This window comes from Desulfuromonas carbonis, assembly GCF_054658035.1.
The window spans coordinates 805,207-823,531 of sequence record NZ_BAAHXR010000003.1 but is presented as its reverse complement, the minus strand read 5'-3'; the positions used below and the strand labels follow the sequence as shown (position 1 = coordinate 823,531).

Genomic DNA, 18,325 nt, shown 5'->3' with positions numbered 1-18,325 from the left:
CGCCCTGTGGTCAAATCGGGCCTGGCGGTTTGACTCCCCTCCCCGCGATTGGCTACGGGTCCTGAGCCGGCCGCTTCACTCTGGTCCCGTGGGGCCCCAAAAGAGACGGGGAGGGGCGCCAGCCCACTCCCCGTCTCCGGAATCCAGTCTCCCCGAGGGAGACGCCATGCTGAAATGGCAGGAATCTATTGCACCCCTGCCGCCCGCTGCATGACGCTATGAATGCGGGTGTTGTCGATGATTTGCGTTCCCGGATACCATTCCCCCGCGAAGTCGGCGAAAAGTTCGCTGCCGGCGCCGCGGGAGTAGTAGTTGACCAGCTCGTTGGTGTGGTTGCCGGTGCCATAGCTGACGATGCCGGTCAGATCGGCCGGAATCTGGCCGTTGCGCAGCGCCGCCTCATCGAGGAGGCGCAGGTAGCTGTTGCCATGGTCGGTGGTGACGATGAGCAGGGTGTTGTTCCAGTCGATGCTGTCGCCGGGCTGATCGACGAAGGCGATAATCCGGGCAACCGCCTTGTCGAGGTCATCGATGGTGCCGATCATGTCGGTGTAGTTGTTGGCATGGTTGGCCCAATCGATGTCCCCCTGCTCGACCATCAGGAAAAAGCCGTCGGGGTCGCGGGCGAGGACTTCGAGGGCGGCCTCGCTCGCCTGGGCGAGGGTCGGGTTCTCGATCGAGCCGCGATTGACGACGGCGCTGCCGTCGGTGGTCGGGACCGGGTACTCGAAATTGCCGCCGCTGCCGCCAAAGAGACCGAAGAGGCGCCCGTTGACAGGGAGGGTCGCGGCGGCGGCAAGCAGGGCGGTGCCGCCATCGACGCCGGCCGTGCGCTCGACCAGGGTGTAGCCGGCGCTGCCGTCGACCAGCGCGGCATAATCGGCGGGGTCGATATTGCCGGACTTCCAGTTTGGATGCCCGCCGCCGATCACCACCTCGGGCTTGACGGTGTTGATGATCTCGGCGGCGATCTCGCCGTAGTTGTTGCGATTGACGTTGTGGGAGACGAAGGTCGCCGGGGTGGCATGGGAGAACTGCACGGTGCTGACGACGCCGATCGCCGCACCCTTCTGGGTGCGCATCTTTTCGGCGATCGTCTCCAGGGCGCCGTCAGCCGGGTCGCCGGAGCGCCAGGCGATGTTGCCATCGTCGGTCTTGATCCCGGTCGCCATGGCGGTTCCGGCCGAAGCCGAGTCGGTGGCCGGTTCCTTGGGACCGGTCCCGCCCCAGGCATTGAGCTTGGTCAGGAAATAGTTGTCGTCCCCCCAGGCGACTTCGGGGTAGGGCATGGTGCCGCCGCGGTTGGTGTCGTAGCCGACGACCGGCTTGAAGGTGGCCGGGTCGTATTGCGCCATGCCGAGATCCCAGGCGTAGCGGTCGTAGGTGGTCACATCCCAGGTCGTGACGAAGCCCTGGACCGGCAGGGCGTGGAAGGTCAGGCCGCGGCTGGTGCCGGTCAGGTAGAGGCTGCCGGCCCGCTCGCTCTCCTCCTGCATGCCGTCGCCAATGACGAGAATGACATTCTTCGTGGTGGCTTGGGTCTGGGCGCTCGGGGTGGCTGTGGAGCTGGAATCGCTGTCGCCGCAACCGCCGAGCAGGGCGGCGGCCAGAAACCAGGGGGCCAGGAACATCATGCGCTGCAAGTTCATGCTTCTACTCCTCCATCGATAGGGTTGGGACCCGTCAGGGTCGATGGGGGGAGCTTGGCGGGGCCTGGTGAGATAAGGGTTAGCGAAAAATAATAATTGTGTTGTTTGTGTTCTGGGTGGCCGTCCGGGACCGGCAAGCAGCCAGGAATCGATGTCACGAAAAAAGGGCCGGCTCCATGGGAACCGGCCGATTGCACCCTCCTGTGAAGGACTCAGGCACAGGCGGCATGACCGCCGCCGTGGTTTTCCGGATAGTCGCGGAACGTTGCGGCCCCCTCCCGCCCGAGGTAGCGGGTAAGGGTCTTGAAGTCGGTTTGGTTGAGGTCGACCACCACCAGGGCATCGACGACGTCGGAAAATTCCTTGTCGAGGTTGAAAGCGAGGACCCGGCCGCCGAGGCCGAGGTAGTGGCGCAGCAGCACCGGGATCCCCCCCGGTCCCGGCTCGATTTCGGCGATCAGCTCCTCGACCGCGGCGAGATCCCGGCCCAAAGCCTGCAACAGGCCGCGGTCGCAACCAGCCACCGCCGGAGGTTGCAGCCGGATCGGGGTACGCGGCGCCACCAGCCGGGCCAGGTCAGGAGAGAAGCAGTTGACGCGCAGGGCATCGGTGAGGAGCTCCTTTGACAGCTGGCTGTAGTCCTGGCTGATGCTGACCGGTCCGAACAGGGCCCGGTAATGGGGGTTGCGGACGAGGAAGGCGCCGATCCCCTTCCAGAGCAGCAGCAGCGGCGCGAACTGGCGCTGGTATTCGGGACGCACGAAGGAGCGGCCCAGCTCCAGGGCCGGGCCGAGGCGTTCCAGGAATTGTGCGCCGTAGCGGAACAGGGTGTGGGTATAGAAGCGTTCGGGGGGGAGACCCCGCTGCGGGTCGACCCGGCCGATGCGGTAGGCGCCGGCCACTTCCCGGCGCCTGGCGTTCCAGAGAAAGAGATGCTGGTAGTGGTTGTCATACTCGTCGAGATCGAGTTCGCGGCCGGTTCCTTCGCCGACGGCGCGAAAAGTGACCTCGCGCAGCCGACCGATCTCCAGCAGCAGCTGCGGAATCTGACGGGCGTCGGCAAGATAGACTTCGAGCTCGCCACTGCCGGTGAGGCGCTGTTCGGCGCCGAGAGCGGCGACTTCGGCGGCCAGGGCCTCCGGGATGCGTGCCGGCACCAGCGGCGCCTGCGGCCGCGCCGCGTCCCCGCGTTCGCCGCTGCGGGGCTGGGAACGGCTGCCGAGGAGGTAGGTGCGCAGTCGCAGGTAATCGACCAGGGCGGCGTCATTGGAAAAGCCGGCAAGCTTGTCGGCGCCTATCACCCCGCCGATGCGCATCGGCAGGGTGCGGCAGCGCTTGTTGAGGAGTTGGCGCGGCAGCAGGGCGGTGCGCAGGCGCCGGTGGAGCAGGCCGGCCAGCTGGAAGGTGGCGCCGTTGCCGCCACCGAACCAGACCGGCAGCACCGGGACGCCGCTGCAGCGGACCAGTCCGGCGAGATTCTCCGCCCAGGGCGGATCGCTGACCCCGTTGCGGCCGACCTGGAGGTGCGAGACCTCGCCGGCGGGGAAGACCACCAGGACGCCGCCCTCCTTCAGCCAGCGCAGCGCCTGGCGCAGCGGCTGGCGATTGCCGGGGGCGGCACCCGGACCGCCAAAGGGGTCGACGGCGATCAGCAGGTCCTTGAGTTGCGGAATACGGTTCAATAGATGGTTGGCAAGAATCCGCACGTCGGAGCGGACCTGGAGCAACTGGTGAGCGAGCAGCAGCCCTTCGGCGGCGCCGAAGGGGTGGTTGGCGATCACCAGCAGCCCCCCCTGTGCGGGAATGCGCTCGCGGTCCGAGCGGGTGCAGTCGGCCCGCAGCGACAGGGCTCCGAGCAGGCGGCTGATGAATTCAGCGCCGCGCAGGTCGGCGGGAAGTCCGGCATAGATCTCCTGACAGCGGTCGAGAGCGAGCAGGCGCCGGGCGATGGGGGCCACCGGACGCCACTGATGGGGGAGGGTGAAGGGTGAGGACGTAAGTTCGGGGACCTGGGGCATGAATTTCCTCCACGTTAAAGACTAGCGTGGTGGCAGCGTGGCGGGAGCCGGTTAGCGGCATGTTGCGGCGGGATGAGAAATCGGTGAAGGGGGAATGATCAATGGTCCCATGGGTCGCATAGGACCTATAAGGCCTATAGGACCCATGGGACCTGTCGCTCTAACCAAAAAATCATCAAACCGTAGCGGCGGATGAACAGAGGGGAATTAGTTTCCTGGCCCATCAGGCAGCCAGAATGCATTGCTGCCCCGCAAGGAGGACCATGCCCAGCCGTCCCCAGCGACTCGTCACTTTTCCCGACTCAACCCGTCGCGCCGGGTTCGATCTCCCCCGCCTGTTACGGGGACTCGGAAGCCAGCTCCCTTTCAGCGGCGCCGATGTTACCGCCGGCGGTGAGAGCGAGCTGCAGGCGGTGGTCATCGGCCGTCGCGAATCTGTCGACCTGCCGCAGACCATCGCCGACTCCAACTACTTCGCCAATATCGTCCGCCGTACCAGGGCCGGCGACACCTCGCCGAAACTCCTCGGTGAACTGGAACGGTTCCTGGCCGAGAACCGCGAGCAGGTCTGGGAAAACAGCTGGGTCCGATTCCCGCGCCGGCTGCTCGCCCCCGCCGCCGGGGCGGTCCTGGAGCACGATCTGCTCGCCGACAAGGGGGATCCGGCAGCCGGTCAGCGCACTGACGTCGCACGCTTCGTCATCCAGCAGCAGGGCGAAGAGCAGTTGCGGATCCCCGTCAGCTACCTGCTCAAGCTCGGGTTGGCCGACGCCATCGCCGCCGACGGCGGCCTGCCGCGCCCCCTCGCTACCTGCGGCGAGCGCCTGCTGGCGCATTTTCTCAGCGACAACACCAGCCCCGAAACCTTTTCTTTTCGCGTGCTTTCCCTAGTACCCGGTCCCGGCTACGGGGCGCCACTGGCCCGCGAGACTGCCCGGCGTTATCTCCTTTCGCAACTGATCGTTGAATACGCCAATCGTCGCTTCGGCCTGACCGAAAGTGGCCAGCAGGCGCGCATTTACTTCGCGCCGCAGACTCCGGTGCGGCAGCGCGAACTCAACGGCCTGATCGCCGACGGCTTTTACCGCGAGCTCTTCATGAGCCCCTGCCTGTCGGGCTGGGACCAGGGCGAGAAGAAGCACCGCTACATGGAACTCTGTCACCAGGTGCTGAGCCGCAGCCAGCTGCAGGCGGTGGCCAAGCTGCGCGAGGCGGGGATCATCACCAACAACCTGGTGGTCCTCCCCAACGTCTCCAACACCAGCCTCGCCAACAACGGCACCCACATCAGTCTCGGCAGCCGCCTGCTCAGCGCCGCCGTGGCCGACCCGGCCTCGGGTTTCGGCGCGGCGGAGGAGAAGTATGCCGGCGACCTTGCCATCAAGTGCATCGAGCATTTTCTCCCCCTCTTCGTCGGTACCTGCAGCGCCGCCCCCTCACGCATGGGATTTTCCGATTTCCATCCGGAACTCGCCCTCGGTTTTCTTCCTCACGAGCTCGATTACACCCACCTGCGCATGCTCTGGCGGCGCTGGCGCAAGAAGGCCGACCTGGCGATCTGCGGCCGGTCGCTGACCCCGTTCGGTCCCGGGTGGCTCGATCAGTCCCTGAGCGCCGGCTTTGGCCTGCGCGGTGATTTCATCCCCGATGCCCGCCTCATCGACTATCCGGCAGCGCTCCTTTCGACCTGGGCGAGCCCGGCGCTGGACGGTCGCCTGGGCAACCACGAGCGGCTCAAGGGTGACCTGGCGGCGCTGGGCGCCTTCGATCCGCAGATGTCCCTCTATCTCCTCTGCCGCCAGCGCCAGTTCGCGGCAATGGGCTTCTCCGGTTTCGAGGGGCGTCACTACAGCCTCTTTCCCGACCTGGGAGCCGATCTCGCTGCAGCGGCGGCGCTGCAGACCCTGGTGACCACCTTCGCCTACCGGCAGATGGCGACCGGCCGCCTCCATCACCGCCTGGTTCCCGACGACCCGGTGACGGAGAGCGAGCGCCGGCAGATCTTCTTCTTCGCCGCCGCCGGCATCCCGACCTTCTACGTCCGCCGCAGCAGCCGCAACCTCTTGTTGCGGCGCATCCTGCAGCGCACCCGCAAGGTGCGACCGAGCAGCCGCTATCCGGGCTATTTCCGGGTGCCGGTACTGGAATACCAGCGGACCCTGCTCGAGATGCTGCGGGAAGAAGCCGCCGACCTGGTCGAGAGCCTCGGCGTCGGTGATGTCCTGGACGATTTTTCCCGGCGCCTTGAGGAACCGGCGCTGCACGGAGCGGCCGGCCGGCTGACGGCCGGTATTCTCGGAACCCTGGGGGCCGGCAACCCGATGCGGGTACCGGCCCGGGAATTCAACCTCGCCGCCGAGCGCTATTACCGCGAAGAGCTGCGCCGGACCCAGCTGCGTGCGGCTCTCGGTGAACTGGCCGCCGACCTGGTCCGGCTCACGCCCACCCTTGCAGAGCCCCTGCGCCGGGCTCTGGGTGAACTGCTCCCCCAGGGACCGGGGCACTCCTGGGCCGGCTTCTGCCAGGAAGTGCTCGACGGCAGCGCCTCCGCCGCGACGCTGCAGCGCCTGATCGGCCTGCTCCTTTTGACCGTCGCCGCCGACGATTCCGCGGGCGCGACCGCGAGCCACGACAAGGACGATCATGACCTTCGCTCATCACTACATCGAGCGCTCTAGCGGCGCGGTGCGTGCCGAGCGCCTCTTCGGCGACCAGCTGGTGCGCTTTCTCTACCACCCGCTGCGGGAACGGGCGCCGGCCCTCTTCAACCTGTTGACCGGGGCGCGCAGCAGCGCGCTGCTCGGCTTCTTTAACTACGACCTGGCGCTGGCGACCCGGGTCGCCGGCAATCGCCGCTTCTTGTGCGAATGCGGGGTCGACCTCGGCGAGTGCCTCGATCCGCCCGAGGCGCTCGACACCGCGCGCAAGGTCTTCGAGCGGCGCATCCGCTACTGGGAATGCCGGCCGCTGCCGGAAGATCCGGCGGCGATCGTCTCGCCGGCCGACGCCCGGGTGATCGTCGGCTCCTGCCGGGAGACCAGCCATCTCTTTCTCAAGGACAAGTTCTTCTCCTTTGCGGAATTGCTCGGCGAAACCCGGCGGGGCTGGCAGGCGGTCTTCGCCGGCGGCGACTTCGCGGTCTTTCGCCTCACCCCGGACAAGTACCATTACAACCACCTGCCGGTCTCCGGTGAGGTCTCTGAAATCTACGAGCTCGACGGCAGCTACCACTCCTGCAACCCGCAGGCGGTGGTGACCATCGCCACTCCCTACTCGAAGAACCGGCGGGTAGTGACCATTATCGACACCGACGTTGCCGGCGGTTCGCAGGTCGGCCGGGTGGCGATGATCGAGGTGGTGGCGCTGATGATCGGCGCGGTGGAGCAGCGCTACAGCACGACGCGCTACGACGACCCGCAGCCGCTGCAACCGGGGATGTTCGTCGCCAAGGGGCAGCCGAAGAGCCTCTACCGTCCGGGGAGCAGCACCGACGTGCTGCTCTTCGAGCCGGACCGGATCCAATTCGCCGGTGACCTGCTCGCCAATCAGCAGCGCCGCGACGTTGCCAGTCGCTTCACCCAAGGCTTCGGCACTCCACTGGTCGAGACCGAACTGGTGGTGCGTTCGCTTCTTGCCTGGCCGTACGAAACGATCCAACCTGTTCACGACAAGGAGAATTGACCATGAACCCGATGACCCTGCTCCTCCTCCTGCTCGGCGCCACCCTCGGGCTCTACTGGGGGCTGCGTTACCTGGCCGAAGCCTCCGAGGCCTCCCTCGGCGACCTTCTCGACTGGCCGACGGCGACCCGGCCGAGCCTGCGCAAGGAGGAGTCCCCGACATGAACCCGACCCTCTTCGTGCTGCTGCTGGCGCTCTTCTGCTATGGCCTTCTCGCCTGGGGAGTGCGTACCCTGCCCCGGGAGAACTGGCAGATCTTTGCGGCCCTGCCGCGGCGCCGGAATGCCGACGGGGCCTGGCAGGGCCTCAACCTGACCTGGTACGGCCTGCTCACCGCCAACGCCTACCTGGTGGCGACGGCCATCCTTTTCCTGCTGCTCGGAGCTTTGCACGCCCCCCTGGCGGCGGTGCTGACCGTAGCCATCCTGATGCTCGGCATCTGCGTGCCGGCCTCCAGGGTGGTCGCCTGGCTGGTGGAAGGGAAGGCCCACACCTTCACCGTCGGCGGCGCCGTCTTCGTCGGGACCCTGGTTGCTCCCTGGGTGGTCGGGCTGGCCAATCTCCTCCCCTGGGCCGAAGGTGACCGGCCGTTGCCGATCCTGGCGACGCTGGCGGCGATCGTCACCGCTTATGCCTTCGGCGAAGGGCTCGGGCGCCTCGCCTGCCTCAGCTTCGGCTGCTGCTACGGCAAGCCGCTGGAGGAATGCGGACCGTTGCTGCGGCGTCTCTTCGGGCGCCGGCCGCTGGTCTTTTCCGGGGAACTGAAGAAGATCGCCTATGCCAGCGGCCTCGCCGGAAAGCCGGTGGTGCCGGTGCAGATGCTCACCGCGACTCTTTATGTGACGACCGGGCTGCTCAATATCGGCCTTTTTCTCGCCGGCCACTTCGCCCTCGCCTTCCTCCTCGGCACCCTGGTGACACAGGGGTGGCGGGTCGCTTCCGAGCTGCTGCGCGCCGACTACCGTGGCGACCAGTCCTTCTCGGCCTACCAGTGGATGGGTCTGGCGGCCATCCCCTACGCTCTGGCCATGGCCTGGTACTTCGCCGCTCCCGCCACGCTGCGCCCCGACCTCGGCGCCGGGCTGGCTGCCCTCTGGCAGCCGGCGCTGCTCCTCGCCCTGCAGGCACTTTGGCTGGTGATCTTTCTCTATACCGGGCGCAGCGCCGTAACCGGCGCGACCCTCTCCTTCCATGTCCATCGCGAACGCATCTGAACCGGGCGCCGCCGTCCACTGCTACCGCGAATGGTTGCGGCGGCGCCTGCTCGATCCCCTGCTGAAACTCCTCGGTGACGGTCTCGGGCCCGGCCCAGCGGCCCGGGCGCTGGCGGTCGGTGCCCTCGTCGGGGTGATGCCGCTCCCCTGGGGAACGAGCCTCCTCTGCCTGGTGGTTGCGCTGCCGCTGCGACTCAACCCTTTAGCGGTGCAGGCCGGCAATTATGCCGCCTGGCCGCTGCAGTTGCTCCTCGCCTGGCCCTACCTGCGCCTCGGCGGCGCCTGGTTTCCGGCAGCCACTCCGGTCGCGGCAACCGACGATCTCCTCCACACTCTGGCGAATGCCGGTGGCGCCGCCCTTTGCGCTTGGGCGCTGACCGCTCCACTGTTGCTGCCGCTCCTCTACGCGGTCAGCCTGCGCCTGGTCGTCGCCCTTGGCGCGAGGGCGTAGCTGGGGCAAGATTTCATGGGTCCCATATGCCCTATGTGTCCCATGAGACGCATGAGACACATGGCGGGTGCAAGGCTTTCCAGGTTCGCTAACGTTGTCGGTAGGGGATCTGGCAGTAGCTGATGCCGGCAGCCGGGCGGATGCCGTGGTGGGCGAGGCAGAGTTCCAGGGAGTTCATCGAAATGCTGATGTTGGGGGAGGGGCCGAGGAAGAGGTGTTCCAGTTGCAGCGTCTCCTCCCCGGTGGTAAGGCCGAATTCGAGGTAGGGGACGAGCATCGAGGTCCCTTCGCGGAAGTGGATCGGTGCCGTGGCGAGATCGCTGAAAACCGGCGAAACCACCCGCCACTCATCCTCCTCCTGAAAGGAGGGGTGCTTAAGAATGGCAGCGATGCGCAGCAGGTCGCTTTCCACCAGTTCGAAGCTGTCGTGGTAGGACTGGTCGGGGGAACGGCGCTCCGGGTCGGTGCACTCCCCCTGTTCTTCGGCGACCGCCTCCACCGCGTCGACCACGGTGCCGATCAGCTCCTGCTGCCGCGCCGGGGCGTAGATGCAGCGCCCGACCTGAAAATCCTGGGCCCGGGCGAGGGCGACGATCTGCTCCGGATCGAAGCCGATGCTCACCCCCTTGCCGTGCGTGCTGTAGCCGCGCCACTGGCTGAGGAGGTTGCCGTTGCTGCGGAAGGAAGCGGAGAAGAGCATGTGGCCGTGGGTGACGCGGTGGCCGACCCAGTACTGGAACTGGTTCAACAACTTCGGATTGGGGTGGCCGGCGGCGATGCGGCGGGCGATCTCCCGCTTGATCAGGTCGGCAGCGTGTTTCATCTCTGCTGAGTCGTTGAGATAGCGGATATCGCTGGCCCAGAGGGTCCGGCTGCCGATAATGCCGAGCAGCCCTCTGAGGGTGGTGTAGTGGTAGAGGGTTTCGTCGGGTCGGTCGGCGTAGAGCCGGGCGGTGATATTGCGGAGCATGGTGACCCTCCTGGCGGGATTGGCGTTCAGCGTGGGCGCGAACTGTTGCGGCCGGATGAGCGTTCGGTGAGGGGCCGATTGGCGCCTCGTCCCCTTTTTATCCGCTCCTCATCGGACCCTTACTCTTGGCCGTAACAATCAGCGTCAGGCAACCACGTGAGGAGAACCATGGATCAATTGAACCGGTTCGGCCGGATGCGCCTCGATTATCTTACCACCTGCCGGCCCGACCTGTTGCTGCGTATCGAGCGCGAGGGGCGGCTGCAGGAACATTTGCTCGCCCTGCAGCGCCATATCGACTGGGAACTGGAGCAGATGATGGCGGCGGGGCTGGAGGAGGAGAAGGCGGAGTCCTACCTGCTCGGCGAATTCCTCCACAACCCCGACCTCGTCTGAAGCGCTGGCGGGCGGCAATCGCCATAATCCCCTCCCCCTTGACTTACGCATAACTTACGCATATTCTAGCATCCACCACATTGGAGGATGCCATGAGCCCGTTGACCCCCAAGCAGAAAGCCGTCCTCGACTTCATCCTCGCCCACACCGAGCGCGAGGGGTACGCCCCGTCGCAGCAGGAGATCGCCCGCGCCTTCGGGTTCAGCTCCCTCGGCACGGTGCAGAACTACCTGGTGCGCCTCGAACGCGAGGGGGCGCTTTCCCGCGACTGGAACGCCCGCCGCGGTCTGCGGGTGCTGCGGCCGCAGGGGGCGGCACTGGAACTGCCGCTGGCCGGGACGGTCGCCGCCGGCAAGCCGATCGAGGCGATCGCTACCGCCGATACCATCGAGGTGCCGCCGTCGATGGTCGGCCCAGGGGAAAACTTCGTGCTGCGGGTGCGGGGCGATTCGATGATCGGCGACGGCATTCTCGATGGTGACTACGTGGTGGTGCGCAAGCAGGCTCGCGCCGAGAGCGGTCAGACCGTGGTCGCCCTGATCAACGGCGAGGCGACGGTGAAGCGCCTGCTGCAAAAAGGGGCGGTCGTCGAACTCCACCCCGCCAATCCGGCGCTGCAGCCGATCCTCCTCGACGGCAGCGAAGAGTTCCGCATCGAGGGAGTGGTGGTCGGGGTGATCCGCCACTGTATTTAGTCCGTCTTTCCCATGCCCCGCGATATCCTCCACCTGCAGATCCCCGCCTTTGCCGTCGCCGTCGCCCGGGTCGTCGATTCATCGCTGCGCGGTCGCCCGGTCGCTGTTGCCCCCGGCCACTCGGAGCGCGCCCTGTTGCAGTGCGTCTCCGCCGAGGCGGCCGCCGACGGCGTCTTCGCCGGCATGCCGCTCTTCCAGGCCCGGCGCCGCTGCCCGGCGCTGCTCCTCCTCCCCCCCGACCCCGAACTGCTCGGTCGCGCCGGCCGCGCCCTGCTCGCGGTCAGCGCCGCCTACTCGCCGCTGATCGAGCCGGCCGCCGCCGGCCGCCTCTTCCTCGACCTGACCGGCTGCGGGCGGCTGCTCGGGCCGGGGCGCGACGCCGCCGCGCGCCTGGAGCGAGAGCTCGCCGCGCGGCTGCACCTGGCCGGCTCCGTCGGCGTCGCCGGCAACAAGCTGGTCAGCCGCATCGCCGCCGGCTACCTCGAGCGCCCCGGGGTCTGCGACGTGCTGCGCGGCGCCGAGGAAGGGTTTCTCGGGCCGCTGCCGGTGACGGTGCTGCCGGGGATCGGCGCCGCCCGCCAGCTGGCGTTGACGCAGGAGCTCAACCTGCGCCGGGTCGAGGAGCTGGCGCGGCTATCCATCGCCCAGCTGCGCCTCCCCTTCGGGCCGCTGGCGCCGCTGCTGCACCAGCGCGCCCGCGGCATCGACCCCTCGCCGGTGCTGCCGCCGCGGCAGGCACCCGGCGTGGTCGAGGAGGCCTTCCTCTCCCGCGAGGAGAATGACGACGAGCTGCTCCTCGCCGAACTCTGCCGCCTGGCGGAGAGCTGCGGGCGGCGGCTGCGCCGCCAGGGAGCGGGGACGGCGGAACTGGCGCTGACCCTCTTTTATGTCGACGGCGTACGCGAGGAGTGCCGCCAGCGCCTGCCGGCAGCGCAGAACCACGACCTGGTGCTGCTGGCGGCGGCCGAAGAGCTCTTCCGCCGTGCCTGCAGCCGGCGGCTGCGGGTCAAGGGGCTGCGCCTCGCCTGCACCCGCCTCGGTCCGGTCTCCCCCCAGGTCGATCTCTTCACCGCCGCTGGCCCGTCCCCCCACCAGCTCGCCCTGCAGCAGGCGATCGACGCGCTGCGCGACCGCTACGGCATGCAGGTGCTGCGGCGTGGCCGGGCGCTGGTGACGTAAACGGCGGCGAAAGCCGTCTCTCACAGAGATCACGGAGAAAACCTGGTTGCACGCGGATCAAATCGGATCACTTCGGATAAAAATCTGATCAGGCCTGGGACTGGTTCAATCCGACCTTAATCAGATCTGATCCGAAGTGATCCGCGCGAAACGCTTTGAGATTTTCTCCGTGTCCTCCGTGATCTCAAGTGAGCGTAGCGAACGGGTGAGAGACGCCCTTGAACAGAAAATTTCAGCTGCTGGCCCCTGTGGCACACTGCGAAACCGGTTCCCCCCATGAGCTACGTCCCCCTCCACCTCCACTCCGCCGCCTCCCCCCAGTGGGGAGTGCGCCCCGTCGCCGAGCTCTGCGCCGCCGCCCGGGCCATGGGCTTCGAGAGCCTGGCGCTGACCGACCGCAACGGCCTCTACGCCATCCCGAACTTCCTCGAAGAGGCGCGGCGCGGCGGGCTGCGGCCGATCATCGGTGCCGAGGCGCTCCACGCGGGGAAGCGCGCCGTGCTCCTCGCCCGCGACGCCGAGGGGTACGCCAACCTCTGCCGGCTCCTCTCGGAACTCCATTGCCGCGCCGACTTCGACCTCGCCGCGGCGCTGCGGCAGTATCGCCGCGGCCTGACGATCCTCGCCGACCAGGCCGAGATTCTCACCCCGTTGCGTCGCCAGGGGGACGAACATCTCTATGTCGAGCTCTCCCCCGGCCACCAGCTGCACCGGGCGCTCACCCTCGCCCGCGAGCTGGGGCTCCCCCCCGTTGCCACCAGCCGGGCGCTGCTGCTCGATCCCGGTGATTTCGAGCTGCACCGGGTGCTGCGCGCCATCGCCCTTAATACCAAGCTTTCGCGCCTTGCCCCCGCCGATACCGCCCGGGAGGGAGACCTGCTGCTGGCGCCGGGAAAGCTCGCCGCGTTTTTTCCCCACTGCCCGCAGGCGCTGGAAAACAGTCGAAGAATTGCGGTCGAGTGCCGCAGCGACTGGGAGTTTTCCGCCACCATCTTCCCGGCCTTTCGCGGTCTGGGGCAGGAGCAGGCCTACGCGCAACTGGAAAAGCGCGCCCGGCGCGGCGCCCGCTGGCGCTACGGCGCCATTGACGGGCGGGTGGAGGAGCGGCTGCGAAAGGAGCTCGCCATCATTCGCGCCAAGGGGTTCGCCGATTACTTTCTGGTGGTCGAGGAGATCGCCGCCCAGTCGCCGCGCACCTGCGGCCGGGGGAGCGCGGCGGCCTCGCTGGTCGCCTACTGCCTCGGTATCACCCACGTCGACCCGATTGCTCACAACCTCTTCTTCGAACGCTTCCTCCATGAAGGGCGCAGCGACCCGCCCGACATCGACATCGACTTCCCCTGGGACGAGCGCGACGCCATCCTCGATTTTGCCTTCGCCCGCTACGGCGCGCAGCGTGCGGCGATGGTCGCCAACCAGATCGGCTTCAAGGGGCGCTCGGCGCTGCGCGAGGTGGCCAAGGTCTTCGGTCTTCCCGATGCCGAGATCAAGCGCCTTACCGAGCGCGTCTCCGGCTACTGGAAGGCGGACCAGACCGCCGGCGCGGTCGCCAGCCATCCGCTCTTCGCCGGCGAGAGCTTCGACGCCGACTGGCAGCAAATCCTGCGCATCGCCGCCCGCCTCGGCCCTCAGCTGCGTCATCTCGCCCTGCACTGCGGCGGGCTGGTGATCGTCCCCGACGAGCTGCGCCGCTATGTGCCGGTGGAGGTGAGCGCCAAGGGGCTGCCGGTGATCCAGTGGGAGAAGGACCAGGCCGAGGCGGCCGGGCTGGTAAAGATCGACATTCTCGGCAACCGCTCGCTGGCGGTGATCCGCGACGCCCTGGCGGCGGTGGAACGCCATACCGGCACGATCATCGACTACGCCAGCTGGCGGCCGCTGGACGACGAGCCGACCCGGGAACTGCTCCGCTCAGGGGCGACCATGGGCTGCTTCTATATCGAGTCGCCGGCGACCCGCCAGCTGCTGCGGCGTATGTGGCTGCACAACCCGCGCGGTGCAGCATGCGACCTCTTCGAGCACCTGGTGATGGCCTCCTCCATCATCCGCCCCGCCGCCAACCGCTTCATCCTCGAGTTCATTGCCCGCATGCACGGCGCCCCCTGGCAGCACCTCCATCCGCTCCTGGCCGGGGTTCTCGACGAGACCTACGGCATCGCCATTTACCAGGAACAGATCACCCAGCTGGCGATGGCCCTGGCCGGCTTCTCGGCTGCGCAGGGAGACCAACTGCGCAAGATCATCAGCAAGAAGCACAAGGCGCAGACCCTGGCCGACTACCGGCAGCAGTTCAGCGCCGGCGCCCGGGAGCGGGGGGTGCCAGAAGCGGTGGTGGCGGCGATCTGGGAGCAGATCCTCTCCTTTGCCGGCTACTCCTTCTGCAAGCCGCACTCGGCCTCCTACGCCCTGGTCAGCTGCAAGGCGGCTTTTCTGAAGGCCAACCACCCGGCCGAGTTCATGGCCGCGGTGATTGCCAACCAGGGGGGCTTTTACTCCCCCTTCGCCTACCTCTCCGAGGTGCGCCGAATGGGGATCAAGGTCCTGCCGCCCGACATCAACGCCAGTGATCACCCCTGCACCGGCCGGGGCAACGAGCTGCGCCTCGGCCTGATGCAGATCCACGGACTCACCGGGTCGGCGGGCCGGGCGCTCCTCGCCGAGCGGGAGCGCGGCGGGTCCTATACCGGCTTCAGCGACTTCCTGCGACGGGTACGGCTCGATACGGAGGATGTGCGGCGCCTGATCAAGGCCGGCTGTTTCGATGCGCTGGAAGGGCGGGAGAAGCGGCCGCGACTCCTCTGGGAACTCCTCGCCCGTGCCGCCCCGGAGAGCGGGACAGCATCGCTTTTCGACGCAACCCCGGAGCTGCCGGCACCGCCGCCCTACGACCGGCGCACGGTGCTGAACCAGGAGCTCGAGACCCTGGGGATGCTGGTCTCCTGCCACCCTCTTGAGCTGCACCGGCGCGCCATCGCCCATATCCGGCCGCTGCCGGCGCGGGAGATCGGCGCCTGGAGCGGGCGTTACGTGACGATGATCGGCTGGTGGGTGACCGGCAAGCCGGTGCAGGACAAGGATGGCCGGCCGATGGAGTTCATCACCTTCGAGGACACCAGCGCCCTCTTCGACGCGACCTTCTTCCCTGCCGCCTATGCCCGCTTCTGTCGCAAGCTGACGCGGCTGCGCCCCTACCTCCTGAAAGGGAAGGTAGAGACGGTGTTCGGGGTGGCGACGCTGACAGTGGAGTGGGTCGGCTGTTTTGATGAAACGGGCGCGCCATGACCTTTGCGCCGGGCGTCCCGTAAGATTCGTGTTCTGCAGTGACGGCCGTATGCAAAGCTCGGAAGGCAACCGTACTGCTCGGTGCGACCCCTTTCGGACTCGGATAACAGGAAATAGGAGGTAATCCGAAAGCGTTTGCGGTGAGAAGGTAGAGATAGCATTTCCGGTATTTCGCCAACCCCGCCAAGTTTGTCCAGAGCGGCGATTTGGTGACGCCGGGACCGGTGCGCCATTTCAGCACGGCTCCCTGAGCCGACTTCCCGTGCCAGAACGCAGAGCACCCCGGAGGAGTGATCCCCCGGGGCGCTCTGCGCTTGTGCCGGCAATGTGTCTCAGTCGACCTGCAAGGACCGACAACCTTCACGGTCGAGGGGGGCGACGGAGAACTCCTGCTGTTCCTCTTCCTGCTGGGCCAGGATCGTCAGCTCGGCTTCCGCCTGCCCCTTGCCGTAGGCGGCGACGATAGCACCGGCAAGGTGCAGCTCCGCCTCGGCCGGCTGGCCGCTGACCAGGCCGAGGGGACCGGAGTAGTCGGCGGCGCGCAGCAGGGTGTCGACCGGCCGGGCCAGATCCTTAAGGGCCTCGTTGTCGGCGAGGTTGCGGCCCAGGGTCAGCTTGGCCCGGGGGGAGAGACGGAACTGGCGGCCGAGCTTGAGGAGTTCCACATCGACCGGGGTGGCACCGGGATGATGGCTGAGCAGGTCCTTGAGCCGACCGATGAAGGATTTTTCGGTGAGCAGGCAGCCCCCCCCCGAGGAGGGGTAGTCGGTGAGACCCCACTCCTTGGCGAGTTCGGCCTGGCGCCGGCGCGAGCGACCCTGGATGTCAAGGAGCTGTTCACGATCGACCAGCCCAGCCTCTTCCATCGGCGTGATCGGCAACAGCCGGGCGCTCAGGGGACGCAGGATCCGGTCGCGCAGTCCGGAGTGTTTGGCGACCGTCGCCAGCGCGGTCATGTTCTGGCTCATCGGGCGCTGGCCGAGGACCTCCCCGGAAAAGAGGAAGTCGAACCCCTCCCTCTCCATCCGTTCACCGGCGAGGCGAAACATCAGGGCATGACAGTCGATGCAGGGGTTGAGGTTCTTGCCGTAGCCGTAGCGGGGATCCTTCAGTACCTCGAGATGGATATCGGCGATGTCGCTGACGATCAGGGGGATATCGATGGCGGCGGCGGCCTTGCGTGCCCGCCCGGCGCCGAAGAAGGGGGTGACGAAGGCAATGGCGGTCACCTCGACACCCTGACGCTTCAGGGTGAGCGCCGCAAGGGTGCTGTCGAGGCCGCCGGAGAGAAGTCCAAGTGCTTTGCTCATGAATGTTCCTTCCGAAAAGCAGACTTTCAGGCTGTGGTATTGCCGTGGAAATGTACCACGAGGGGGGGCGTCGGTTCAAGGTCGTGGCGGCACTCTTCCGGCAATTCGCCTTGACAAGCTGACGCCCCTTTTGCCAGAATGGCCGGGATCGAAGAGGCAAATCCCGGGAGACCGGGAGACGCAAAGCCGCGGGTCCCAGGCCGGTACGCTCCAGCAGCCGCCGGCAAGGACGGCCGGGTTGCCGAAATCGCGACAGAACCCTGCCGATTGCCGCCACCTGCCCACTCCCCCGTCGGCAGGTTTTTTAATCTTCGCGGATGCCGCTGTTCGCAACGGAGAGGTGCTGATGGCCAAGATCGACAGCTTGTTCAAGCTCATGAAACAGCAAGGGGCCAGTGACCTTCACATCTCCACCGGTGCCCCGCCGATCCTGCGCCTGCATGGCGAAATGCAGCGGCTCAACTACCCGCCCCTCACCCCGGAGCAGTCCCGCGGCCTCCTCTTCGAGATCCTCTCCGAGAAGCAGCGCGCCGATTTCGAAGCGACCCGCGATCTCGACTTTGCCTACCAGCTCCCCGAGGTGGCGCGTTTTCGCGGCAATATCTTCGATTCCCATCGCGGCATCGGCGGCGTTTTTCGCATCATCCCCAGCAAGATTCTCACCGCGGACGACCTCGGGCTCCCCCACGGGGTGCGCAAGCTGACCCAGCTGAAGAAGGGGCTGGTGCTGGTGACGGGGCCGACCGGCAGCGGCAAGTCGACGACCCTGGCGGCGATGGTCGACCTGATCAACAAGACCCGCAAGGAACATATCCTGACCCTCGAGGATCCCCTCGAGTTCGTCCATGAGAACCAGCAGTCCCTGGTCAACCAGCGCCAGGTCGGGGAACACTCCCAGTCCTTTGCCAGCGCTTTGCGCGCCGCCCTGCGCGAGGACCCGGATGTCATCCTGGTCGGCGAGATGCGCGACCTGGAAACGATCTCCCTGGCGATGACCGCGGCGGAGACCGGCCACCTCGTCTTCGGCACCCTGCATACCAACTCCGCGGCAAAGACCATCGACCGGATTATCGACGCTTTCCCCAAGGATGCCCAGGAACAGGTGCGGACGATGCTCGGCGAGAGCCTGAAAGGGGTCATCTGCCAGCAGCTGCTGAAAACCGCCGATGGCAAGGGGCGGGCGGCCGCCCTCGAAATCCTCGTCGGCAACCCGGCGGTCAGCAACCTGATCCGGGAAGGAAAGACCTTCCAGATCCCCTCCATCATGCAGACCGCCCGCGGCGAGGGGATGCAGATGATGGATCAGCACATCATGGAGATGCTCAAGGCGAAGAAGATCTCTCCCGAGGAAGCCCATCGCTGTTCCGCCGACAAGCGGCCCTTCGAACCGTTCCTCCCCAAGCAGACTCCCGGAGCCTGACGCCGGCATTGCCCGAAACCGGCCGGCAGTGGTATGATGCCGCGTGGTTCAGCCTGGCAAC

The 18,325-nt window shown here is 67.0% G+C and carries 14 protein-coding genes and 1 riboswitch; of the genes, 10 read left to right on the top strand and 4 right to left on the bottom strand.

All coding sequences use genetic code 11. From position 1 onward, the window contains the following. Nucleotides 1-185 precede the first annotated feature (185 nt). Nucleotides 186-1,649, bottom strand: a complete 1,464-nt coding sequence (locus tag ACYQ8E_RS10730) for an alkaline phosphatase (protein WP_066729046.1) — start codon at nt 1,647-1,649, stop codon at nt 186-188. A 212-nt stretch (nt 1,650-1,861) separates the two neighbouring features. After that, nucleotides 1,862-3,667 (bottom strand): bifunctional lysophospholipid acyltransferase family protein/GNAT family N-acetyltransferase, encoded by a 1,806-nt coding sequence (locus tag ACYQ8E_RS10725; protein WP_066729044.1) that lies wholly within the window; start codon nt 3,665-3,667, stop codon nt 1,862-1,864. Nucleotides 3,668-3,930: 263 nt separating this feature from the next. Here ACYQ8E_RS10725 and ACYQ8E_RS10720 point away from each other — a divergent pair, with 263 nt between their 5' ends. Genes ACYQ8E_RS10720 through ACYQ8E_RS10700 form a run of 5 tightly spaced genes read left to right on the top strand, consistent with a single transcriptional unit; the run spans nt 3,931 to nt 9,012 of the window. Further along, nucleotides 3,931-6,345, top strand: a complete 2,415-nt coding sequence (locus tag ACYQ8E_RS10720) for a hypothetical protein (protein ID WP_066729043.1) — start codon at nt 3,931-3,933, stop codon at nt 6,343-6,345. Continuing rightward, nucleotides 6,311-7,348 carry a phosphatidylserine decarboxylase gene (locus ACYQ8E_RS10715; RefSeq protein ID WP_066729040.1) on the top strand — a complete coding sequence of 346 codons (1,038 nt, stop codon included), beginning with the start codon at nt 6,311-6,313 and terminating at the stop codon, nt 7,346-7,348. Before ACYQ8E_RS10720 ends, ACYQ8E_RS10715 begins: the two co-directional genes overlap by 35 nt. 2 nt (nt 7,349-7,350) lie before the next feature. After that, nucleotides 7,351-7,512 (top strand): hypothetical protein, encoded by a 162-nt coding sequence (locus tag ACYQ8E_RS10710; RefSeq protein WP_157471929.1) that lies wholly within the window; start codon nt 7,351-7,353, stop codon nt 7,510-7,512. Next, a complete protein-coding gene (locus ACYQ8E_RS10705) occupies nt 7,509-8,561 on the top strand; it encodes a prolipoprotein diacylglyceryl transferase family protein (RefSeq protein WP_066729038.1) in 1,053 nt (350 codons plus the stop codon). Before ACYQ8E_RS10710 ends, ACYQ8E_RS10705 begins: the two co-directional genes overlap by 4 nt. Further along, nucleotides 8,539-9,012 carry a DUF2062 domain-containing protein gene (locus ACYQ8E_RS10700; protein WP_066729036.1) on the top strand — a complete coding sequence of 158 codons (474 nt, stop codon included), beginning with the start codon at nt 8,539-8,541 and terminating at the stop codon, nt 9,010-9,012. Before ACYQ8E_RS10705 ends, ACYQ8E_RS10700 begins: the two co-directional genes overlap by 23 nt. Nucleotides 9,013-9,100: 88 nt before the next feature. Here ACYQ8E_RS10700 and ACYQ8E_RS10695 read toward each other — a convergent pair whose 3' ends face one another. Beyond that, nucleotides 9,101-9,982: a DUF2971 domain-containing protein gene (locus ACYQ8E_RS10695; RefSeq protein WP_066729035.1), complete on the bottom strand. Its 882-nt coding sequence runs from the start codon at nt 9,980-9,982 to the stop codon at nt 9,101-9,103. A 168-nt stretch (nt 9,983-10,150) separates the two neighbouring features. On the opposite strand from ACYQ8E_RS10695, the gene ACYQ8E_RS10690 reads away from it, so the two are divergent. The 4 genes from ACYQ8E_RS10690 (at nt 10,151) to ACYQ8E_RS10675 (ending at nt 15,534) form a co-directional block, all read left to right on the top strand. Continuing rightward, nucleotides 10,151-10,378, top strand: a complete 228-nt coding sequence (locus ACYQ8E_RS10690; RefSeq protein ID WP_066729033.1) for a TnpV protein — start codon at nt 10,151-10,153, stop codon at nt 10,376-10,378. A 92-nt stretch (nt 10,379-10,470) separates the two neighbouring features. Then, on the top strand, nt 10,471-11,073 hold the full coding sequence (lexA, locus tag ACYQ8E_RS10685) for a transcriptional repressor LexA (RefSeq protein WP_066729032.1): 603 nt from the start codon (nt 10,471-10,473) through the stop codon (nt 11,071-11,073). Nucleotides 11,074-11,085: 12 nt separating this feature from the next. Next, on the top strand, nt 11,086-12,252 hold the full coding sequence (locus ACYQ8E_RS10680) for a DNA polymerase Y family protein (RefSeq protein ID WP_066729031.1): 1,167 nt from the start codon (nt 11,086-11,088) through the stop codon (nt 12,250-12,252). A gap of 276 nt (nt 12,253-12,528) precedes the next feature. Beyond that, a complete protein-coding gene (locus ACYQ8E_RS10675) occupies nt 12,529-15,534 on the top strand; it encodes a DNA polymerase III subunit alpha (RefSeq protein WP_459860947.1) in 3,006 nt (1,001 codons plus the stop codon). Nucleotides 15,535-15,866: 332 nt separating this feature from the next. Here the strand turns inward: ACYQ8E_RS10675 and ACYQ8E_RS10670 are convergent, their stop codons facing one another. Further along, nucleotides 15,867-16,844, bottom strand: coding sequence for a thiamine biosynthesis protein (locus tag ACYQ8E_RS10670; protein ID WP_066729028.1), 978 nt, complete (start codon nt 16,842-16,844; stop codon nt 15,867-15,869). 145 nt (nt 16,845-16,989) lie between these two features. Next, nucleotides 16,990-17,090: riboswitch (cyclic di-GMP riboswitch) on the top strand. 100 nt (nt 17,091-17,190) lie between these two features. Between ACYQ8E_RS10670 and ACYQ8E_RS10665 the strand changes: the two genes are divergently transcribed. After that, on the top strand, nt 17,191-18,264 hold the full coding sequence (locus tag ACYQ8E_RS10665; protein WP_066729026.1) for a type IV pilus twitching motility protein PilT: 1,074 nt from the start codon (nt 17,191-17,193) through the stop codon (nt 18,262-18,264). Nucleotides 18,265-18,325: the final 61 nt, after the last annotated feature.

What these genes read in the sequence shown, in the direction of transcription:
- ACYQ8E_RS10720 (WP_066729043.1), top strand. Translation starts at nt 3,931, where the DNA reads ATGCCCAGCCGTCCCCAGCGACTCGTCACTTTTCCCGACTCAACCCGT.
- ACYQ8E_RS10710 (WP_157471929.1), top strand. Translation starts at nt 7,351, where the DNA reads ATGAACCCGATGACCCTGCTCCTCCTCCTGCTCGGCGCCACCCTCGGG.
- ACYQ8E_RS10690 (WP_066729033.1), top strand. Translation starts at nt 10,151, where the DNA reads ATGGATCAATTGAACCGGTTCGGCCGGATGCGCCTCGATTATCTTACC.
- ACYQ8E_RS10700 (WP_066729036.1), top strand. Translation starts at nt 8,539, where the DNA reads ATGTCCATCGCGAACGCATCTGAACCGGGCGCCGCCGTCCACTGCTAC.
- ACYQ8E_RS10695 (WP_066729035.1), bottom strand. Translation starts at nt 9,982, where the DNA reads ATGCTCCGCAATATCACCGCCCGGCTCTACGCCGACCGACCCGACGAA.
- ACYQ8E_RS10680 (WP_066729031.1), top strand. Translation starts at nt 11,086, where the DNA reads ATGCCCCGCGATATCCTCCACCTGCAGATCCCCGCCTTTGCCGTCGCC.
- ACYQ8E_RS10725 (WP_066729044.1), bottom strand. Translation starts at nt 3,667, where the DNA reads ATGCCCCAGGTCCCCGAACTTACGTCCTCACCCTTCACCCTCCCCCAT.
- ACYQ8E_RS10705 (WP_066729038.1), top strand. Translation starts at nt 7,509, where the DNA reads ATGAACCCGACCCTCTTCGTGCTGCTGCTGGCGCTCTTCTGCTATGGC.
- ACYQ8E_RS10730 (WP_066729046.1), bottom strand. Translation starts at nt 1,649, where the DNA reads ATGAACTTGCAGCGCATGATGTTCCTGGCCCCCTGGTTTCTGGCCGCC.
- ACYQ8E_RS10665 (WP_066729026.1), top strand. Translation starts at nt 17,191, where the DNA reads ATGGCCAAGATCGACAGCTTGTTCAAGCTCATGAAACAGCAAGGGGCC.
- ACYQ8E_RS10670 (WP_066729028.1), bottom strand. Translation starts at nt 16,844, where the DNA reads ATGAGCAAAGCACTTGGACTTCTCTCCGGCGGCCTCGACAGCACCCTT.
- ACYQ8E_RS10715 (WP_066729040.1), top strand. Translation starts at nt 6,311, where the DNA reads ATGACCTTCGCTCATCACTACATCGAGCGCTCTAGCGGCGCGGTGCGT.
- ACYQ8E_RS10675 (WP_459860947.1), top strand. Translation starts at nt 12,529, where the DNA reads ATGAGCTACGTCCCCCTCCACCTCCACTCCGCCGCCTCCCCCCAGTGG.
- lexA (WP_066729032.1), top strand. Translation starts at nt 10,471, where the DNA reads ATGAGCCCGTTGACCCCCAAGCAGAAAGCCGTCCTCGACTTCATCCTC.